Genomic DNA, 15,730 nt, shown 5'->3' with positions numbered 1-15,730 from the left:
CCTCAGCTCGTCGTGTACCGAAGACCGACGGCTACGGGGTCACCAGGTTGAAGACCGGGTAGATCTTCGGCTCCACCTCCGGAGCACCGGCCTCCCGCAAAAGCGGCAGGACGACTTCACTGAACCGGCGGAACGCCTCCTCGGACTCCCAGACGTCGGCGACGTACCAGCCATCGGGAGTGGGGGCGGATGTGTGCGAGATGAGGCCGGGTACGGGCCAGTCCGCGGGCTTCTTGACCAGGCCGCGGTCGCGGTTCACCTTGTTGGAGACCTGTTCGTACTGGGCCTGGGTCATGCCGGGTTGGTCGAAGATCGCGATGATTGCCACGCTGGGCTCCCTTGCGCGCAAGTTTGCAGAGTCAGGCCCAGCCGACCATCTCGGGCAGCCGGCCGCACCTCCGACTGCGCCGTACGGACGGCCGGCTCGAAGCTGTCCACGCCGCTCAAGCCCTTTAGGGTCCGCGCGCCGCCCTTTCGTCACCCAGTACCCGCGCATTTCGTCGGTGACCCGTGAGGGGTCGGCGTCCGCAACGCACGAGGCTCCCGTGCCGTTGAGGGAGGTGTTCGAAGTCTCAACTCGCTGGCGCAGGAGCCTCGTTGGTTTCCTATCCTGCCGCACTCGACCTGCCCCATGCTCTGGTCGAGTGGGTCACCATGCTCATCGTCACCCGCGAGGGTGACCGCCGCTGCAGGCTCCCGCCGCACCAGCGTGCCCTGGTCGGCCTGGTGTACCTGCGACGGCACGACCCCCTTGCGCAGATCGCGGCCGGTTTCGGTATTGCCCTCGGCACCGCCCACGCCTACACGGCAGCCGTCATTGACCTGCTTGCCGAGCGCGCGCCCGGCTTGCTGCGTGCCCTGCGTGAAGCCGACCCCGACTACGTGCTGCTGGACGGCTCCCTGGCGGAGTGCGACCGGGTCGGCGACGGCCGGGCCGACTACTCCCACAAGCACCGTGCCGCCGCCCTCGGCATGTCGGCCGGAACGGTCAAGAGCACTCTGCATCGGGCGCTCGCCCGGCTCCGGCAGGAACTGGAACGCCGCGACCTCGATTCTTTCCAGCCGGCGTAGTCGCAGCGGCTGTCAGCTGATCACTGATGTGTAATGCGGCGCGATTCCGGGCGAGAGCCATGGGCCGCACCCCTACCACGCTCCGCAAGTCCAGGCGGTGGCCCGGGTCGTACGGTGGCCGCATGGGCAGGAACGGGGCACCTCGGCTGAGGCTGGTCGTGGTCACGGACGACCGTGACAACGGGCTGCGGTTGTGCCGTGGGGGCGGTGGTCCGGTGATGCCGGCAGCGAAGGCGACGGCGGTGTCCTGTTCGGCCTAGTGTCGTTCGCGGCACTGGCGGGGATGCGGCGGGCGCGGGCGAGGACCGAGGCGATCCAGGCCGACCGGACAGCGAACTGCACGGTCGGTAGCTGACCGACGCTCCACGCCGACTTCACGTGAGCCCCCCGAAGTCCTTCCCCGCGCGGCTGGACCGCACCGGTGGAGGATTGTGCAAGAGACAGCGAGGATCGTTCTACAAGTTCTGCAGGTCACAGGGGTTGGATGGAACCACGTAAAGCGGGCTCAGTCATGGCATGAGCTGCATCGAGGAACGAAGGAGCACGCGAATGTCCGCAAAGCAGCAGTCGACCGTCGCGATCGTCACAGGGGCCAACAGCGGCATCGGCCACGCTGCTGCCCTGCATCTTGCCGAGGAAGGTGCCGCTGTGGGCCCTCGTCGCCCGCCGGCGGGAGCGGGTTGAGGAGCTGGCCAAAGCCATTGCGAACCAGGGTGGAGAAGCCCTGGTCGTCGCGGCGGACGTGACCCAAGCGGACGCTACGGCGCACCTCGTCCAGGAACGTTGTGGATCGCTTCGGCCATCTCGACATTCTGGTGAATGCCGCCGGCGTCATGCTCAACGCTGACTCGCTCCGCGCCCGCAGGACCGCCGACGTTCCATTCCCCTGGATGTCGTCGGCCGGTGTCGGACAGCGACAGCCGCTGCGGCGCGTGCGGGGCTCGCCTGGTTGACGACGACGGCTGACCATCTTTGCGTCACGGGCCAGGTCTCCGGTAGCTGATACGGGCTGCGGCTATGCAGACGAAGGCAAGGAAGTGCTCGGACTTGCGTTCCTAACGGCCGTACAGGCGTCGGCAGCCGGCCAGGACACCGTCCTCTCGACCACCCAGCGGTGAAGTCGCAGCACATGACTTACACGCCAGACCTCACACCGACTCGGCCGGGATGGGCCGACAGACCGGAAGCTGACGGTGAACCATGAAGGCAATAGCACTCGAACAGTACGGCTCGTCCGACGACCTGCGGCTGATTGACCTTCCCGATCCCAAGGTGGCGCCAGGCGAGGTCCTGGTCCGTGTGAGGGCAGCCGGGGTCAATCCGGTCGACTGGAAACTCGCCGCCGGACACCTGGATCCCATCATGGAAGTCCGCTTCCCACTGATCTCCGGCTGGGACGTCGCGGGCGTCGTGGAACGGGTCGGTTTCGACGCCGGAGAGTTCGCCGCTGGGGACGAGGTCTTCGGCTACGTGCGGAAGGACTGGGCACAGAACGGGGCGTACGCCGAACTGGTCTCCGCCCCCGTTCGTACCCTGGCCAAGAAGCCCGCCGCGCTCAGCTGGCAGCAGGCCGCGGGTGTGCCACTCGCGGGGCTCACCGCCTACCAGAGCATCAAGCGGGTGGGCCTCGCCAAGGGCGAGACCGTGCTGATTCACGCCGCGGCGGGCGGTGTCGGCTCGTTCGGCGTGCAGCTCGCCGTCACGCTCGGCGCCCGCGTGATCGGCACCGCGAGCGAACGCAACCACGGCTTCCTCCACGAGCTCGGCGCGGAGCCCGTCATCTACGGGGACGGGCTCGCTGACCGCGTACGGGAACTGGCGCCCGACGGCGTGGACGCGGCCCTCGACTTCGTCGGCGACGGCGCAGTCGATGTGTCGCAGCAGCTGCTCAAGAAGCGCGACCGGGTCGCGTCCATCGCCGATGGCGAGGCAGTGGCGAAAGGCGGCCACTACGTGTGGGTCCGCCCGGACGCGGCCGACCTGGCTGCCCTCGCCGACCTCGCGGACGCGGGCAAGCTCACGGTTCCTGTTGAGCACGCGCTGCCGCTGGCCCAGGCGGCGGAAGCGTGGCGCCTCAGCCAGTCGGGCCGCACCCGCGGAAAGATCGTCCTGACCCTCTGACATCGCCTGCGGGTGGGCGCTGGGAAAGCGGGAGCCCAGCGCGACCCCGGCCCTGCTGGGCGTTGTTCATCGGCGCCGACCGTACTCCCCATAAAGCCGTACTCCCCATGAAGCTGCGAACAGATAGAGGTATGCCATGCCGGCAGCCAAGAACAAGATCCTCATCATTGTCACCAATGCCGACGAGTATCAGAAGGTCGGCCTGAGGACCGGACTCTGGCTCGGAGAACTGACCCATTTCTGGGACTTCGCCGAGGAACACGGGTTCACGATGGATATCGCGAGCCCATCGGGTGGCAAGGTCCCGCTCGACCCGGAGAGCCTGACGCGGCAGATGCTGGATGATCAGGGCACCGGCAAGCGCTACCTGGACCGGGACTTCATGAACCTCCTGAAGGACACCATGAAGGTCTCCGACGCCAGTGTCGACGACTACGACGCCATCTACCTCACCGGCGGCCACGGGGTCATGTTCGACTTCCCTCAGAGCCAGGACCTGGAAAGCCTGATCGCCCGGTTCTACGAGACCGGCCGAGCGGTAGCGACCGTCTGCCACGGTGCGGCCGGCCTGCTCAACGTCACCCTGAGTAACGGGGAGCCTCTGGTCAAGGGCAAGAGGGTCACCGGTTTCTCGTGGCCCGAAGAGGTGCTGGCGAACCGGGCGGAGGCGGTCCCCTACAACGTCCAGGAAGAGCTGAAGAAGCTGGGTACCGACTACAGCACGGCCGCCCAGCCGTTCGCCTCGTATGTCGTCGAAGACGGGCGCCTGATCACCGGTCAGAATCCGTCCAGCGCCAGGACAGTTGCCGAGGCAGTCGTCAGGCAGCTGGCCGCCGGGTGAGAGGTCCGCGTCCATGTTGATGATTGCGGCGTCTGCTGATGCGGTCGAGATGTGTTCCGCCCGCAACCCTCGTGTTCCAGCCGGTCAATCCTTGCCGCCGGCTGAGCGCGCCGTGAATCGAACCGCGTCCTGACTTGGTGGCGCGCCGAAGAAGCGACGGTACTCTCGGCTGAACTGGGACGGGCTGTCGTATCCCACGAGGTTTGCGATGTGCGCGATGTCTTTCGGATGTGCCGCCAGAAGCAGCCGGGCCTCATGGAGTCGGATCCTTTTCTGAAATTGGATGGGACTCATTCGGGTGGCGGACTGGAAGTTCCGGTAGAAGGCGGAAGGGCTCATCCCGATGAGCTCTGCCAAGTCGTCCACCCGGAACGGCTCTCTGTAGTTTCCCCGAATCCACTGCACGGCTCTGGAGATATGGGAGAGGTTGCTGTCGGAGAGACCGATCTGGCGAACCGCCGCGCCCTGCTCGCTGGTGATCAGGCGCCACAGGATCTCTCTTTTGAGGAGGGGGACGAGCATGTCCCTGTCGCGCGGTTGGTCGAGCAGGCGCAGCAGTCGCACGGCGGCGTCGAGGAGCTCGTCGGACGCGTCGCTGACGGTGATGGCGGGTGGTGCGATGTCGTTCTGCGGAAACGTGCCGGGAGCGGCCTGCAGCATCATCTCGGCGATGTCCGAGGGCTGCAGTATCAGACAGACGCCCAGCCCTGGCCGCTGCGGTGTGGCGTCGGTGAAACGGCCGGTGACGGGCAGGGCGATGGATGTGACCAGGTACTGCCCGGCACCGTATTCGTATACATGTTCGCCGAGCGCGAGGTGTTTGGCGCCCTGGGCGATCAGCACCATGGCCGTCCCGGTCAGACCGGTCGACGGCGAGTGCGACTCCTCGCGGCCGATCAGCACGTTCTCGATGGCGCAGGTTCCGTCGGCTCGGGCGTGACGGGCCAGCAGGGCGCTGAGTTCGTCCAGCAGCATGGACCGATTGAAGCATCACGACCGAGGAGCGGTCCAGGGGAAACAAACCTTTACGGCTCATGCGAGATCACAAAGAGGATCGTGCAAGCCTCCGCCACTTTTAGGCAAAGAAATTCTCCAGCGGGCTGGTTGAATGTTTGGAGCCTCTGAGGCTCTGCTTTTCCGAGGATTCGTGTATTGCGGAAGGACAAGCGGTAATGACGGACGGAACCCATAGCGAGATACTTATTCGCGTCAACGGTCTGGCACACCGCTTGAACGTCGACAATCGCAGCACACTGCTCGACACTCTCCGTGAGGGCACCGGCCACACAGGCCCGAAAAAAGGCTGCGACCGCGGGCAGTGCGGTGCCTGCACGGTGCTCCTGGACGGCCGGCGTGTGGTGTCCTGCCTGACGCTCACGGTCGCCGCCGACGGCTCGGACGTCACGACGGTCGAGGGCCTCGCGCCCGACGGTGAACTCCGCCCGCTGCAGCAGGCGTTCGTACAGTTCGACGGTTTCCAGTGCGGCTACTGCACACCCGGGCAGCTCTGCTCCGCGGTCGGAATGCTGGCCGAGCACGCGGCGGGCTGGCCCAGCGCGGTCACCGCCGACGTCTCACCCGACGGACTGGCACCGGAGTTGGACGCCGAGGAAGTACGCGAGCGCCTGAGCGGCAACCTGTGCCGCTGCGGTGCGTACCCGTCGATCGTGCGCGCCGTGCTGGAGACGGCGTCCCGCGAGGAGGTGGCGGGATGAAGGAGTTCAGCTACCAGCGGCCGACGCAGGTCCGCGACGCCCTCGCCGCGGTCGCCGCGGACGACGGCGCCCGGTTTCTCGGCGGTGGAACGAATCTCGTCGACCTGATGAAGGACGGCATCGAGACGCCCACCCGACTGGTGGACGTGCACCACCTGCCGCTGGACGGTGTCCGCGAGGCCCCCGACGGCGGACTCGTCATCGGCGCGACGACCACCAACAGCGACGCGGCGGCCCATCCCGAGGTACGCCGCCGGTATCCGGCACTCAGCCAGGCCGTACTGGCGGGCGCGTCGGGGCAGCTGCGCAACATGGCCACGGTGGGCGGCAATCTGCTGCAGCGCACCCGGTGCGGCTACTTCGCAGACCCCTCGCAGCCGTGCAACAAACGCACCCCCGGCAGTGGTTGTTCCGCGATCGCCGGAGAGCACCACAACCACGCGATCCTCGGCTGGTCCGACCACTGCGTGGCCACCCATCCCTCGGACATGACCGTGGCCCTGGCCGCGTTCGACGCGGTCGTGCACTACGAGACCCTGGACGGGACCCACGAGATCCCGCTGAACGAGTTCTACCTGCCGGTCGGCGAGACTCCGCATCGGGAGACGGTACTGCCGCCGGGAGCCCTGATCACCGCGGTCACCCTGCCGGCCGCCGCGGCATCCCCGCGTTCGCGCTACCGCAAGGTCCGCGAGCGCGCGTCCTACGCCTTCGCCAACGTGTCCGTCGCAGCCGCGCTGGACGTCCAGGAGGGCATCGTCAAAAGCGCCAGGATCGCCCTCGGCGGCCTCGCCTCACGTCCCTGGCGTGCCCACGTCGCCGAGTCCGCCCTGCTGGACGCCCCCGCCACGGCCGACCGCTTCCGCGCCGCCGCCGACGTGGAACTGTCCGCCGCGCGGCCGCTGCGCGACAACACCTACAAGGTCACGCTGGCCCGCAACCTCATCGAGGCCGTCCTGACCGAGCTCGCCCACCGGGCCAATGACGAACCGTTCCCGTCGTAGGCCCTGAAGGAGATCCACGCATGAACGCGTTCTCGACATCCCCGGCACCGGCCGGACACCCGAGCGCCGCCTTGGGCCCCGCCGATACGGCGGTACCGGCCCCGGGCGCCGTGGGCACGGCGCGGCCCCGCATCGAGGGGGCAGCCAAGGTCACCGGCCGCGTGCGCTACGCGGCGGATCAGCCGATGAGCGACCTTGCCCACGGCTGGGTCGTCACCTCCACGGTGTCCCGCGGACGCATCCGCGACATCGACACCTCCGCCGCCCTGGCCATGCCCGGCGTGCTGGGCGTGATCGACCACCGCACCGCGCCCCGGCTCAACCCGCAGGCGGGGGTGTTGTTCGGTCCGGACGGCGGCCTGCAACTGCTGCAGGACGAGACGATCCCCCACGCCGGCCGGCCGATCGCGCTGGTGGTGGCCGAGACGCCGGAGCAGGCCCGGGCCGCGGCTCTGGCGCTTTCGGTGTCGTATGACGAGGAAGCGCACGACACGGACTTCTCACTCGACCACCCGGCGTCCCGGCCTGCGTTGCCGCTGTTCGGTGGGGACGCGAACGTCGGCGACGTGGACGCGGAACTGGCCGCGAGCGCGGTGGTCGTCGACGAGCGGTACCGCACGCCCGAGGAACACGGCAGCGCCATGGAACCCCACTCGGCGACGGCGTGGTGGGAGGACGGGCGCCTGCAGGTGATCGACTGCAACCAGGGCCCCTTCCTGGTCGCCCGGACGCTGGCCACGCTGTTCTTCCTGGACCCGAAGCAGGTGCGCATCCGCGCCGAGCACGTCGGCGGCGGTTTCGGCTCCAAGACGAATTGCGGGCCCCACCTGATCCTGGCGGTGATGGCCGCGACGCTGTTCGAGCGGCCCGTCCGCGTCACCCTGACCCGCAGCCAGGTGTTCCAGACAATCTCGATGCGGCCGGCGACCGATCAGCGCATCCGGATCGGGGCCGACGGGGACGGCCGGCTGCGGGCGATCGACCACGCACCGGCCTTCGAACTCTCGCGGATCGCCGTATTCCTCGAGCACTGCACCGAACTCACCAAGACGCTCTACTCGGCCCCTGCGATCCGTACCCGGCTCACCACGGTCCCGCTCGACATCCTGCCGCCGTTCTCGGTGCGCGGACCAGGTGCGGTACCTGGTTCGTTCGCGCTCGAATCTGCCATGGACGAGGTGGCGGAGCAGCTGAACATGGATCCGCTCGACCTCCGGCTGCTCAACGAGCCCGCCGTCGGCCCTGTGTCCGGCCTGCCCTTCAGCCGCCGCAACCTCGTCGCCTGTCTGCGGGAGGGCGCACGCAGGTTCGGCTGGGCCGCACGCGACCACCGCCCCAGGGCGCGGCGCGAGGGACATCTCCTTGTCGGCAGCGGGCTGGCGGCCACGTCGTTCATGGCGGGCGCGTTTCCCTCCTCGGCGTCCATCACCGCCGAGACGGACGGCACGTACACCGTGGCCATAAGCGCCTCCGACATCGGAACGGGCGCGCGCACCGCGCTGACGGCGGTGGCCGCCGAGGCCCTGCGGGTCGATCCCGGGCGGATCCGCATGCTGATCGCGGACAGCGACCTCGGCCCCGCGTGGAGCGCCGGCAGCTCCCGGGGAACGACCTCCTGGTCCTGGGCCATCACCGAGGCCGCGCACAAGCTGCTCGCCCAGTCCGACGATCCGACACGGCCGCTGACCGTCTCGACCGAGACCAGCGAGTCGCTCGGCCGGCTGTCGCCCAAGGAACGGCACTCCTACAGCGCCGTCTTCGCCGAGGTGACCGTCGACCCGGCCACCGGCGAGGTGCGTGTACGACGCCTGCTGGGCATGTTCGCCGTGGGCCGCGTCGTCAACCCGCTGCTGGCCCGCAGCCAGCTCGTCGGCGGCATGGTCACGGGCCTGTCCATGGCCCTGCATGAGGAGGGCGTACGGGATCGGGTCACCGGCCGCCACATCAACGGGGACTTCGCCGGCTACCACATCGCCGCACACGCCGACGTCCCTGACATCGAAGCCGACTTCGTTCCCGACTACGAACCCGACGACCCCTCGGGCATCAAGGGTGTCGGCGAGATCGGCGCCGTCGGCACCGCGGCCGCGATCGCGAACGCCGTCTGGCACGCAACCGGCCGACGCCAGCGGACCCTGCCCATCCGTCCGGACCGCGTACTGGAAGAACGGCCCGAGTACTGAGCCGTCCGAGAGAAAGGGCTCCCGGACCGATGCTGTCGCGGCTCCGGTCCGGGACCTGAACAGGAGATACACGTGCTACGCGAAGTGTGGCCCTTCGTCGACGCCCACCGCCGGGCAAGCCGCCCCGTCGTGGTGGCCCGCCTGATCGGCCGCGACGGCCCCGGATCACGACCGCTCGGGGCCACCTTGGCCGCCGCGGCGGACGGAACGTGGCGTGGCTCGCTGTCGGGCGGATGTGTCGAGGGCATCGTGCTGGACGCGGCCCGCGCCATCCTGGCCGGGGCCGCACCCCATGTGACCACCGTGGAGCCCAGGGAACACCTCCTGCCCTGGGAGGACGCCCCTGCCTGCGCCGGCGAACTACGGGTCCTCATCACCCCCGCACCGCCCGAGCCGGTGCACTCCGCTATCACCGCGGCACTGGCCGAGGACCGTCCGCTCGCCGTGCGGGTCGGGTTGCGCCCGCCGTACCCCTGGTCGACAGCCCCCACCGTCGGCCAGCTGCCCGACGAGGAACCGGCGTTCACCGAACAGCTGGCGGCTGGGCCACGGCTGGTGCTGGTGGGGGCGACGGACCTCGCCGCGGTCCTGGCCACCCTGGCCCAGCCATTGCACCGCAAAGTCACTGTCCTCGACCCGCGAACCAACCATGTCGCCTCCGGGGCCTTCCCCGACACCGCCGAAGTCGTCCGCGCCTGGCCCGACGAGTGGATCACCCAACACCCGCTCGCCGCACGCGATGCGGTCGTCACACTCAGCCACGACCCTCGCATCGACGACCGCGCCCTCCGCGCCGCTCTGGCAGGCCCCGCCGCATACGTCGCCGCGCTCGGCAGCCGGACCACCCACGCTGGGCGTCTGCAACGCCTGGCCGACGCCCCCGGACTGGACCGCCTCACCGGCCCGGCGGGCCTCGACCTCGGCGGAGCGTCCCTAGCCGAGAGCGCCCTTTCCGTCCTCGCCGAACTCGTAGCAGTGGACAACGGACGCAGCGGGCGCCGCCTGCGCGCCGGCAACCTGCCCATCCGGGCCGCCACGGTCGCAGCGAACGCCGCTCGGGCAGAGTCGGGAGTGGGCGAGCCGGGTCAGCAGCTCCCTGAAGAGGGTGCGGATCCAGTCCCGGTGGGACGCCACCGGGCCGCGCAGTGCTCGGCGGCTCGTCCATGAACGGCGATCCGCGAAAGCCGCGCTCGCGTGCGTGCGTGAGCCGCCATCGCCTCGAAGATCAGGTCGATCGCCTCCGCGGGCGGGTGTGGCCGACGGCAAGCAGTTCGGCCTCCCGGTAGCAGGCGTCCCTGGTCAGCAGACAGGCCACGCCCAAGTCGGCGCAGTTCCTTAGAAGGTGCCGCGTCTGCCACGGCCGACGTCGCCCTTCCAGTCCTTCCGCCCTCAACACAACCGGCCGCTGCGCCACCAACGGGACCCCACCGCACATTGCCCGTTCTCGCCCACACGATCGACCACCCGCACTCCCCGACAAGGGCATCGACATGACCACGAGCACCGCGCACCGAACAGCCCGGCACTGCCGTCTCTGCAGGCGGCCCTTGCAGGAGCCGAACGACTACACCCTGTTCCTGCGGCAGTGGGTGCGCGCACCGGCCCGCATGGGGGCCATTGCCCCCAGCTCGCGGCGCTTGGCCGAGGCGGTCTGCGCGCCGGTGCCCGAACGCGGTGAGCCCGTCGTGGTGGAACTGGGTGCCGGCACCGGACCGTTCACCGCCGAGATTCAGCGTCGGCTCGGCGGCCGCGGCCGCCACCTTGCCGTCGAGATCGATCCGCTCCTTGCCCAGCGCTTGCGCCACCGCCACCCGGGAGCGGAGGTCATCCAGCGCGACGCCGTACACCTGCGCCACCTGCTGGATGAGCGCGGCATCGGGAGCGCTGACGTGGTGGTCAGCGGCCTGCCCTGGGCCCTCTTTCCCTCCGCCACTCAACACCAGCTCATGGCCGCGACAGCCGCGGTGCTCGCCCCGGCGGGTGCCTTCACCGCGTTCACCTACCTCCACGCCGTCCCCCTCACCCCGGCCCGTCGATTCCGCGAACTGATGGCCAACCGCTTCGAAGAGGTCGTCCCCAGCCGCACCATATGGCGCAACACACCCCCGGCCTTCGTCCTCCACGCCCGCAGACCCCGCCCGTAACCCCTTCTTCCGGCGTGATCGACGCCCCCGCAGACCGCCTTTCGCGGTGCCCGCGGGCGAGGGTTTGGTCGCTGCTGGGGGGTCGGGACCGGGCTGCTGGTCGCCGTGGTCGTCGACCCCGGGATCCCGGTCACCGAGCTGACGCACGATGGTGGCGTACTGCTGCCGGCCAATCTGCTCGCCGGCGTCTTCGGGCGGGCGCGCCGACCGGCTTCTCGGGCCGCCTTCCGGCGCACATGAACCCTGCCGTCAGCTTCGTGAGCGACGGCAGGGTCGGCGTTACGCGGTGTCGGGGTTGACCAGGACGATCTTGCCGATGTGGTGGGCGCCCAGGATCCGGTGCGCTTCCGCGGCCTCGGTCGTGGGCAGGGTCCGGTCGATGACCACCTGTACAGATCCGTTCTCGACCAGTGGCCACACGTGGCCCTGGACCTCGGCCACGATGGCTGCTTTCTGCCCGGTCGGGCGGGAGCGCAGGGCGGTCCCGTGTACGGACGCGCGCTTGAAGACGAGTTCGGCGAGGTTGAGTTCGCAGTCGAGGTCGACGTCCTCCAGTGATGGGGTGCTGAATCTCGCTGATCGAGGCGAGCGCGCCCGCCGTCTTCTTCGCGCCCTCCTCGCCGCCGTTGAACTGGGCGCCAGGCTTCCTTGGTCCAGGAGTGGCACGACGCCGCCAGGCGTGGCGACGACGATCTCGTGGCCGGCGGCCGTGAACGCCTGGTACGGGATGACGGCCTCCTCGGCCCTTAGCTTGATCTTTATCTTCGGGCCTCGAACGACATCTCGAACTTGAGGCGGGTTTTCCCAGTTCAGCGGACATGGCAACGGCTTCGTCTGATCCTTTGCTCCCAGAGGCACGCGATCTAACGAAGGCCGTTGCGATGAGCCTGCTCTCCTCCGGGCACCGGCGGGAGGCGTTCGCAATTCCTCCCTCTCTGTGGCCGTCGGGCTCGCCGGCGGCCACTTCTGCTTCGTACGGTGGCCGCATGGGCAGGGACGGTGTTCCCCGACTGCGGCTCGTTGTGGTCACGGACGACCGTGACGTTGGTCCGCGGTTGTGCCGTGGATGCGGTGGTCCGCTGATGCCAGCGGCGAGGGCGACGGCGGTGTTCTGCTCGTCCGTGTGCCGGTCGCGGCACTGGCGCCGGATGCGGCGGCGCGGGAGAGGACCGAGGCGGTCCAGGCCGGTCGGACGTCCAACTGCCCGGAGTGCGGGACATCCTGGACGGACGGCGTCGAACGTCCCGTCTCGGCAACGTACTGCTCTCCCCGCTGCCGCAAACGGGCCTGGCACAGGCGGCGCACGAGGCAGGCCAGGACGTGAGACCGCGCATCGGGCGGCCACAGGGCCGCTTCACGCGCCGGGCCCGCACGCCCTTTCCGACGGCCGGAGGTCGTCAGATGGTGCGAAGTGACGGGTCGCCAGGGGGTGTTGGCGGCATCGATAGGGTGCTGCACCCGGGCCCGCGGGGGTGGTGTCCGGATGCCCGAGATGATCGGGAGTGTGACCCGGGAACGCTACGACGAGCTGGTCAAGCTGGGGCGGGACTGGGTGGCCACGATGAGCAGTGCCCAGTGGCGGCTCGGGGATGCGGCCGTGGAAATCGAACCGATGCGCTCGTATGGGGGTGCGAATCCATCCGGGAAGGACGACCTGTTCACCGTCAGCGAGGCCCTCCGGATGTTCGCCGAGGACGTGGGACTGGCTTACACCACCGTTCGCAGTTACCGGTGGGTGTCCTCGCGCTGGCCAAAGGAGCGCCGACGGGCGGAGGTCTCGCACACGATCCACAAGATCCTGGCCAGCATCCCCGATGAGCAGGAGCGTTTCGCGGCGGTCACCAACCCCCCGCCCAGCCCGCGCGGCGGGCAGCCGAGGTGGACGCACGACAGCGTGAAACGGATGGTGGGCTGGAAGGTCGACTCCCCGGAGAGCGTCCAGGAGAAGGTCGAAGCGATCCACGACCTGGCCGCCGACGATGCCGTGGCGGCGGTGGTGACCACCGACTTCCTGCGCCGTCCGGCGGTCGCCAACAAGGCCATGGCCGACGACACCGCCCGGCACGCAGTCAACGAAGCCCAGTTCGACCGGTTCCGCCAGCAGGCCCAGTTCGTGCACGAGGAGGCGGCCCCGCAACTGCAGCGCATGGAGCACAGCGCCCAGTTCATGGACCTGGTCGCGGCCTGCGCGCAGTTCGTCACCACCGCCGGCAGGATCGTGCCGAACCTGCGCGGCGAGACTTACGACGCCGCCGAACGCGACACCATCGGCCGGGGACTTTCGCGGGTACGGGCCGCGGCCGACTGGATCGAGAACGCCGTCACCCGCGGCGAGGTCGACTTGGACGAGCAGCTCCAGAAGCTGCTGAAGGGCTCCGGTGAGTAGGCGATGGGGCGGGGTGTCCCCGCTCACGTCCACGCCGAAGCGATCCTCAGTGCCCTGCAGGAGGCCCGCCCCGCCGGCTTGAGCGTCACCCAGCTGATGGCTGCCACCGAACGCACCCGAGCGCAGATCCACACCGGGCTGGCGCATCTGCGCCAGGTCGCGGCCGCGCGTGGTCTTCCGCCGGTGACCTGGGACCGGAAGTGGGGATACCGGCTGCTGGACGATGCGCCGGAGGTGTGGATCGGCTACGAGCGGGCGTTCTTCGGCACCGTGCACCACCGCGTTGAGAACTTCATCGCCGGGATCCTCCTCCCGCACCAGAAGAAGACCCCCGACGACCCCTATATCCGCACCGTCATGGCCCAGATGGGTGCGATCGAGTCCACCCTTCAGCTGCTGGCCAACCTGGAGTGAACCACAGCAGGAAGGCAGAGGCGGGCCGCGACCGCACCGCAGTTGGCTCCTGACCCCCAGGTCGCGGCCCAACCTCGTGATGCTGCCGCGCTACCGCTACCCCTCCGACACCAGCGACCTGGAATGGGCCCTGCTGGAGCCCCTTCTCCCCGTTCCCGCATGCCAGACTCCGAAGGGCGGCGCCCCGGAGAAGTGGCCCCGCCGCCGCCTGATCGATGCCATCCGCTACATCGTCGACAACGGCGCGAAGTGGCGTGCGCTGCCCGCTGACTTCGGCATCCCCTGGCGCACCGTGTTCGGGTACTTCGCGCGCTGGGCGAAGGCCGGCGTGCTCCGGCACATCCTTGACCAGCTCCGTCGCCGGATCCGGCTGCGTGGCCGCCGCTGCCCCTGGCCGGTCCGGGTGATCATCGACGCCCAGTCCGTCAAAGGCGCGGAGACCGTCTCGAAGGCGACGAGAGGATGGGATCAGGGGAAGATGATCAACGGGAGGAAGCGACATCTCATCGTTGATCAGGACGGGCTCCTGGTCGACGTGCTCGTCACCCCCGCCAACGTCCAGGAGCGCGAGGCCGCCCGCATCCTGCTCACCCGCCTCCACGCCGCGCACCCCGAGATCGTTCTGGTCTGGGCCGACAACGCCTACGGAGGCGAGGAGTTCACCGCCTGGGCCCAGCGCAGCCTCGGAATCACGATCAAGGTCGTCCCCCGCCCAAAGGACGCCACTGGTTTCGTCGTACTGCCAAAGAGGTGGGTGGTGGAGCGGTCAAATTCGTGGACGATGCGCGCCCGGTACGCGAGGGACTACGAGCGCCTGATGTCCCACGCCGAGGCGCACATCCAGTGGGCATTCATCACCCTCATGTCCCGCCGGCTGGCCCGGAAACAGCGCCAACCCGAGGCGGTCACCACCACCCTCGCGGCAGCGGCCTGACGGTCATCCTCCTGCCGTTCGGATGCCCGACCATGGACGCCTAACCGAACGGCAGACCGGATCACCGTCGCACAGCATACCCGTGACCTGCGGAAAGAGATGTGACACAGCTTCTAAACCGCCGCCCGCCCGCCGACCCAGCCCTTGCGTCATCTATCGAGATTCGATAGATTCCCATCGTAGCTCGATGGAGGGATCGGTCATGGGGAAGCTGACAGTGCGCGCGCTGCGCGCCGTGCTCGTGGTGGTGCTCACCGGCACCGTGTTCGTACAGGCATTGATGGTGTGGGCGTTGGTCAGCGGGAGTGACCCGGAGGACGGGTCGCTCCCGCTGACCCCGCTGCGCGTGATCACGATCCTGGGCATCGGGACGGCCCAGGTCGCCCTGGTCTGTGTATGGCGACTGGTAACGATGGTGCGACGCGGAACCGTGTTCTCCCACGCCGCCTTCCGGTACGTGGACGTCATCATCGGCGCGATCGTTGCAGCTGCTCTCGTGTGGTTCGCTGTCACGGCCCTGAATGCGCCCGGCCAGCGGGACGACCCGGGCGTCACCCTCATCATGGGCGGGATTGGTGTGGCCATCCTGGGAGTCGCGCTCCTCGTGCTCGTGCTGCGGATGCTGCTCGCCCAGGCCGTCGCCCGCGACGTCGAAGCGGCGCAGATGCAGGCCGAGTTGGACGAGGTGATCTGATGCCGATCGCCGTCGACATCGACGTGATGCTGGCCAGGCGGAAGATGTCCGTGGGCGAGCTCGCGGACCGCGTAGGGATCACTCCCGCCAACCTGGCGGTACTCAAGAACGGCCGCGCCAAGGCGGTGCGCTTTGCGACGCTCGCCGCGCTCTGCGAGGTGCTCAAGTGCCAGCCGGGCGACCTGCTTCGCTGGGAGGCCGAGGACACCGCTGGCGACTGAAC

General features: G+C 69.0%; 18 protein-coding genes. 15 read left to right on the top strand and 3 right to left on the bottom strand.

What is annotated here, in order from left to right; all coding sequences use genetic code 11:
- Nucleotides 1–31: 31 nt before the first annotated feature.
- Nucleotides 32–328, bottom strand: a complete 297-nt coding sequence (locus tag ACH4YL_RS36460; RefSeq protein ID WP_307177488.1) for a hypothetical protein — start codon at nucleotides 326–328, stop codon at nucleotides 32–34.
- Between the two features lie 269 nt (nucleotides 329–597).
- Between ACH4YL_RS36460 and ACH4YL_RS36455 the strand changes: the two genes are divergently transcribed.
- The 4 genes from ACH4YL_RS36455 to ACH4YL_RS36440 all read left to right on the top strand — a co-directional run bounded on the left by ACH4YL_RS36455 (nucleotide 598) and on the right by ACH4YL_RS36440 (nucleotide 4,033).
- Nucleotides 598–1,071 (top strand): transposase family protein, encoded by a 474-nt coding sequence (locus ACH4YL_RS36455; RefSeq protein WP_398511822.1) that lies wholly within the window; start codon nucleotides 598–600, stop codon nucleotides 1,069–1,071.
- 549 nt (nucleotides 1,072–1,620) lie between these two features.
- Nucleotides 1,621–1,755, top strand: a complete 135-nt coding sequence (locus ACH4YL_RS36450; RefSeq protein ID WP_398511821.1) for an SDR family NAD(P)-dependent oxidoreductase — start codon at nucleotides 1,621–1,623, stop codon at nucleotides 1,753–1,755.
- Between the two features lie 516 nt (nucleotides 1,756–2,271).
- Entirely contained in the window at nucleotides 2,272–3,192 is a 921-nt protein-coding gene (locus ACH4YL_RS36445) for an NADP-dependent oxidoreductase (protein WP_398511820.1), read from the top strand.
- 136 nt (nucleotides 3,193–3,328) lie between these two features.
- Nucleotides 3,329–4,033 (top strand): type 1 glutamine amidotransferase domain-containing protein, encoded by a 705-nt coding sequence (locus tag ACH4YL_RS36440; RefSeq protein ID WP_398511819.1) that lies wholly within the window; start codon nucleotides 3,329–3,331, stop codon nucleotides 4,031–4,033.
- Nucleotides 4,034–4,117: 84 nt separating this feature from the next.
- On the opposite strand, the gene ACH4YL_RS36435 is transcribed toward ACH4YL_RS36440, so the two are convergent.
- The gene (locus ACH4YL_RS36435) at nucleotides 4,118–5,008 is read right to left on the bottom strand and encodes an AraC family transcriptional regulator (RefSeq protein ID WP_175303190.1); all 891 of its coding nucleotides are present in this window, start codon (nucleotides 5,006–5,008) and stop codon (nucleotides 4,118–4,120) included.
- Nucleotides 5,009–5,205: 197 nt separating this feature from the next.
- On the opposite strand from ACH4YL_RS36435, the gene ACH4YL_RS36430 reads away from it, so the two are divergent.
- The 6 genes from ACH4YL_RS36430 to ACH4YL_RS36405 all read left to right on the top strand — a co-directional run bounded on the left by ACH4YL_RS36430 (nucleotide 5,206) and on the right by ACH4YL_RS36405 (nucleotide 11,319).
- On the top strand, nucleotides 5,206–5,748 hold the full coding sequence (locus ACH4YL_RS36430; RefSeq protein WP_175303191.1) for a (2Fe-2S)-binding protein: 543 nt from the start codon (nucleotides 5,206–5,208) through the stop codon (nucleotides 5,746–5,748).
- Nucleotides 5,745–6,752: an FAD binding domain-containing protein gene (locus ACH4YL_RS36425; protein ID WP_398511818.1), complete on the top strand. Its 1,008-nt coding sequence runs from the start codon at nucleotides 5,745–5,747 to the stop codon at nucleotides 6,750–6,752. Before ACH4YL_RS36430 ends, ACH4YL_RS36425 begins: the two co-directional genes overlap by 4 nt.
- Before the next feature lie 20 nt (nucleotides 6,753–6,772).
- The gene (locus ACH4YL_RS36420; RefSeq protein ID WP_398511817.1) at nucleotides 6,773–8,935 is read left to right on the top strand and encodes a xanthine dehydrogenase family protein molybdopterin-binding subunit; all 2,163 of its coding nucleotides are present in this window, start codon (nucleotides 6,773–6,775) and stop codon (nucleotides 8,933–8,935) included.
- A gap of 72 nt (nucleotides 8,936–9,007) precedes the next feature.
- Nucleotides 9,008–10,102, top strand: coding sequence for an XdhC family protein (locus tag ACH4YL_RS36415; RefSeq protein ID WP_398511816.1), 1,095 nt, complete (start codon nucleotides 9,008–9,010; stop codon nucleotides 10,100–10,102).
- A 323-nt stretch (nucleotides 10,103–10,425) separates the two neighbouring features.
- Nucleotides 10,426–11,079, top strand: coding sequence for a class I SAM-dependent methyltransferase (locus ACH4YL_RS36410; protein ID WP_398511815.1), 654 nt, complete (start codon nucleotides 10,426–10,428; stop codon nucleotides 11,077–11,079).
- 105 nt (nucleotides 11,080–11,184) lie between these two features.
- Complete coding sequence (locus ACH4YL_RS36405; protein ID WP_398511814.1) at nucleotides 11,185–11,319, top strand: hypothetical protein; 135 nt, start codon at nucleotides 11,185–11,187, stop codon at nucleotides 11,317–11,319.
- Nucleotides 11,320–11,358: 39 nt separating this feature from the next.
- On the opposite strand, the gene ACH4YL_RS36400 is transcribed toward ACH4YL_RS36405, so the two are convergent.
- Nucleotides 11,359–11,937 (bottom strand): zinc-binding dehydrogenase, encoded by a 579-nt coding sequence (locus tag ACH4YL_RS36400; RefSeq protein ID WP_398511813.1) that lies wholly within the window; start codon nucleotides 11,935–11,937, stop codon nucleotides 11,359–11,361.
- A 646-nt stretch (nucleotides 11,938–12,583) separates the two neighbouring features.
- On the opposite strand from ACH4YL_RS36400, the gene ACH4YL_RS36395 reads away from it, so the two are divergent.
- The 5 genes from ACH4YL_RS36395 to ACH4YL_RS36375 all read left to right on the top strand — a co-directional run bounded on the left by ACH4YL_RS36395 (nucleotide 12,584) and on the right by ACH4YL_RS36375 (nucleotide 15,728).
- Nucleotides 12,584–13,465, top strand: coding sequence for a DUF6192 family protein (locus ACH4YL_RS36395; RefSeq protein WP_398511812.1), 882 nt, complete (start codon nucleotides 12,584–12,586; stop codon nucleotides 13,463–13,465).
- Between the two features lie 3 nt (nucleotides 13,466–13,468).
- Nucleotides 13,469–13,879 carry a RacP protein gene (locus tag ACH4YL_RS36390; RefSeq protein ID WP_398511811.1) on the top strand — a complete coding sequence of 137 codons (411 nt, stop codon included), beginning with the start codon at nucleotides 13,469–13,471 and terminating at the stop codon, nucleotides 13,877–13,879.
- A gap of 79 nt (nucleotides 13,880–13,958) precedes the next feature.
- Nucleotides 13,959–14,813: an IS5 family transposase gene (locus ACH4YL_RS36385; RefSeq protein WP_398511810.1), complete on the top strand. Its 855-nt coding sequence runs from the start codon at nucleotides 13,959–13,961 to the stop codon at nucleotides 14,811–14,813.
- A gap of 202 nt (nucleotides 14,814–15,015) precedes the next feature.
- Nucleotides 15,016–15,507 (top strand): DUF2975 domain-containing protein, encoded by a 492-nt coding sequence (locus ACH4YL_RS36380; protein WP_398511809.1) that lies wholly within the window; start codon nucleotides 15,016–15,018, stop codon nucleotides 15,505–15,507.
- Complete coding sequence (locus tag ACH4YL_RS36375; protein ID WP_398511808.1) at nucleotides 15,507–15,728, top strand: helix-turn-helix domain-containing protein; 222 nt, start codon at nucleotides 15,507–15,509, stop codon at nucleotides 15,726–15,728. The genes ACH4YL_RS36380 and ACH4YL_RS36375 overlap by 1 nt, the downstream gene beginning before the upstream one ends.
- Nucleotides 15,729–15,730 lie beyond the last annotated feature (2 nt).

Origin of the sequence: Streptomyces sp. NPDC020681 (assembly GCF_044334895.1) — a bacterium.
GTDB lineage: Bacteria > Actinomycetota > Actinomycetes > Streptomycetales > Streptomycetaceae > Streptomyces.
The sequence above is the reverse complement of the archived record's forward strand: the minus strand, read 5'-3'. Positions and strand labels throughout refer to the sequence as shown.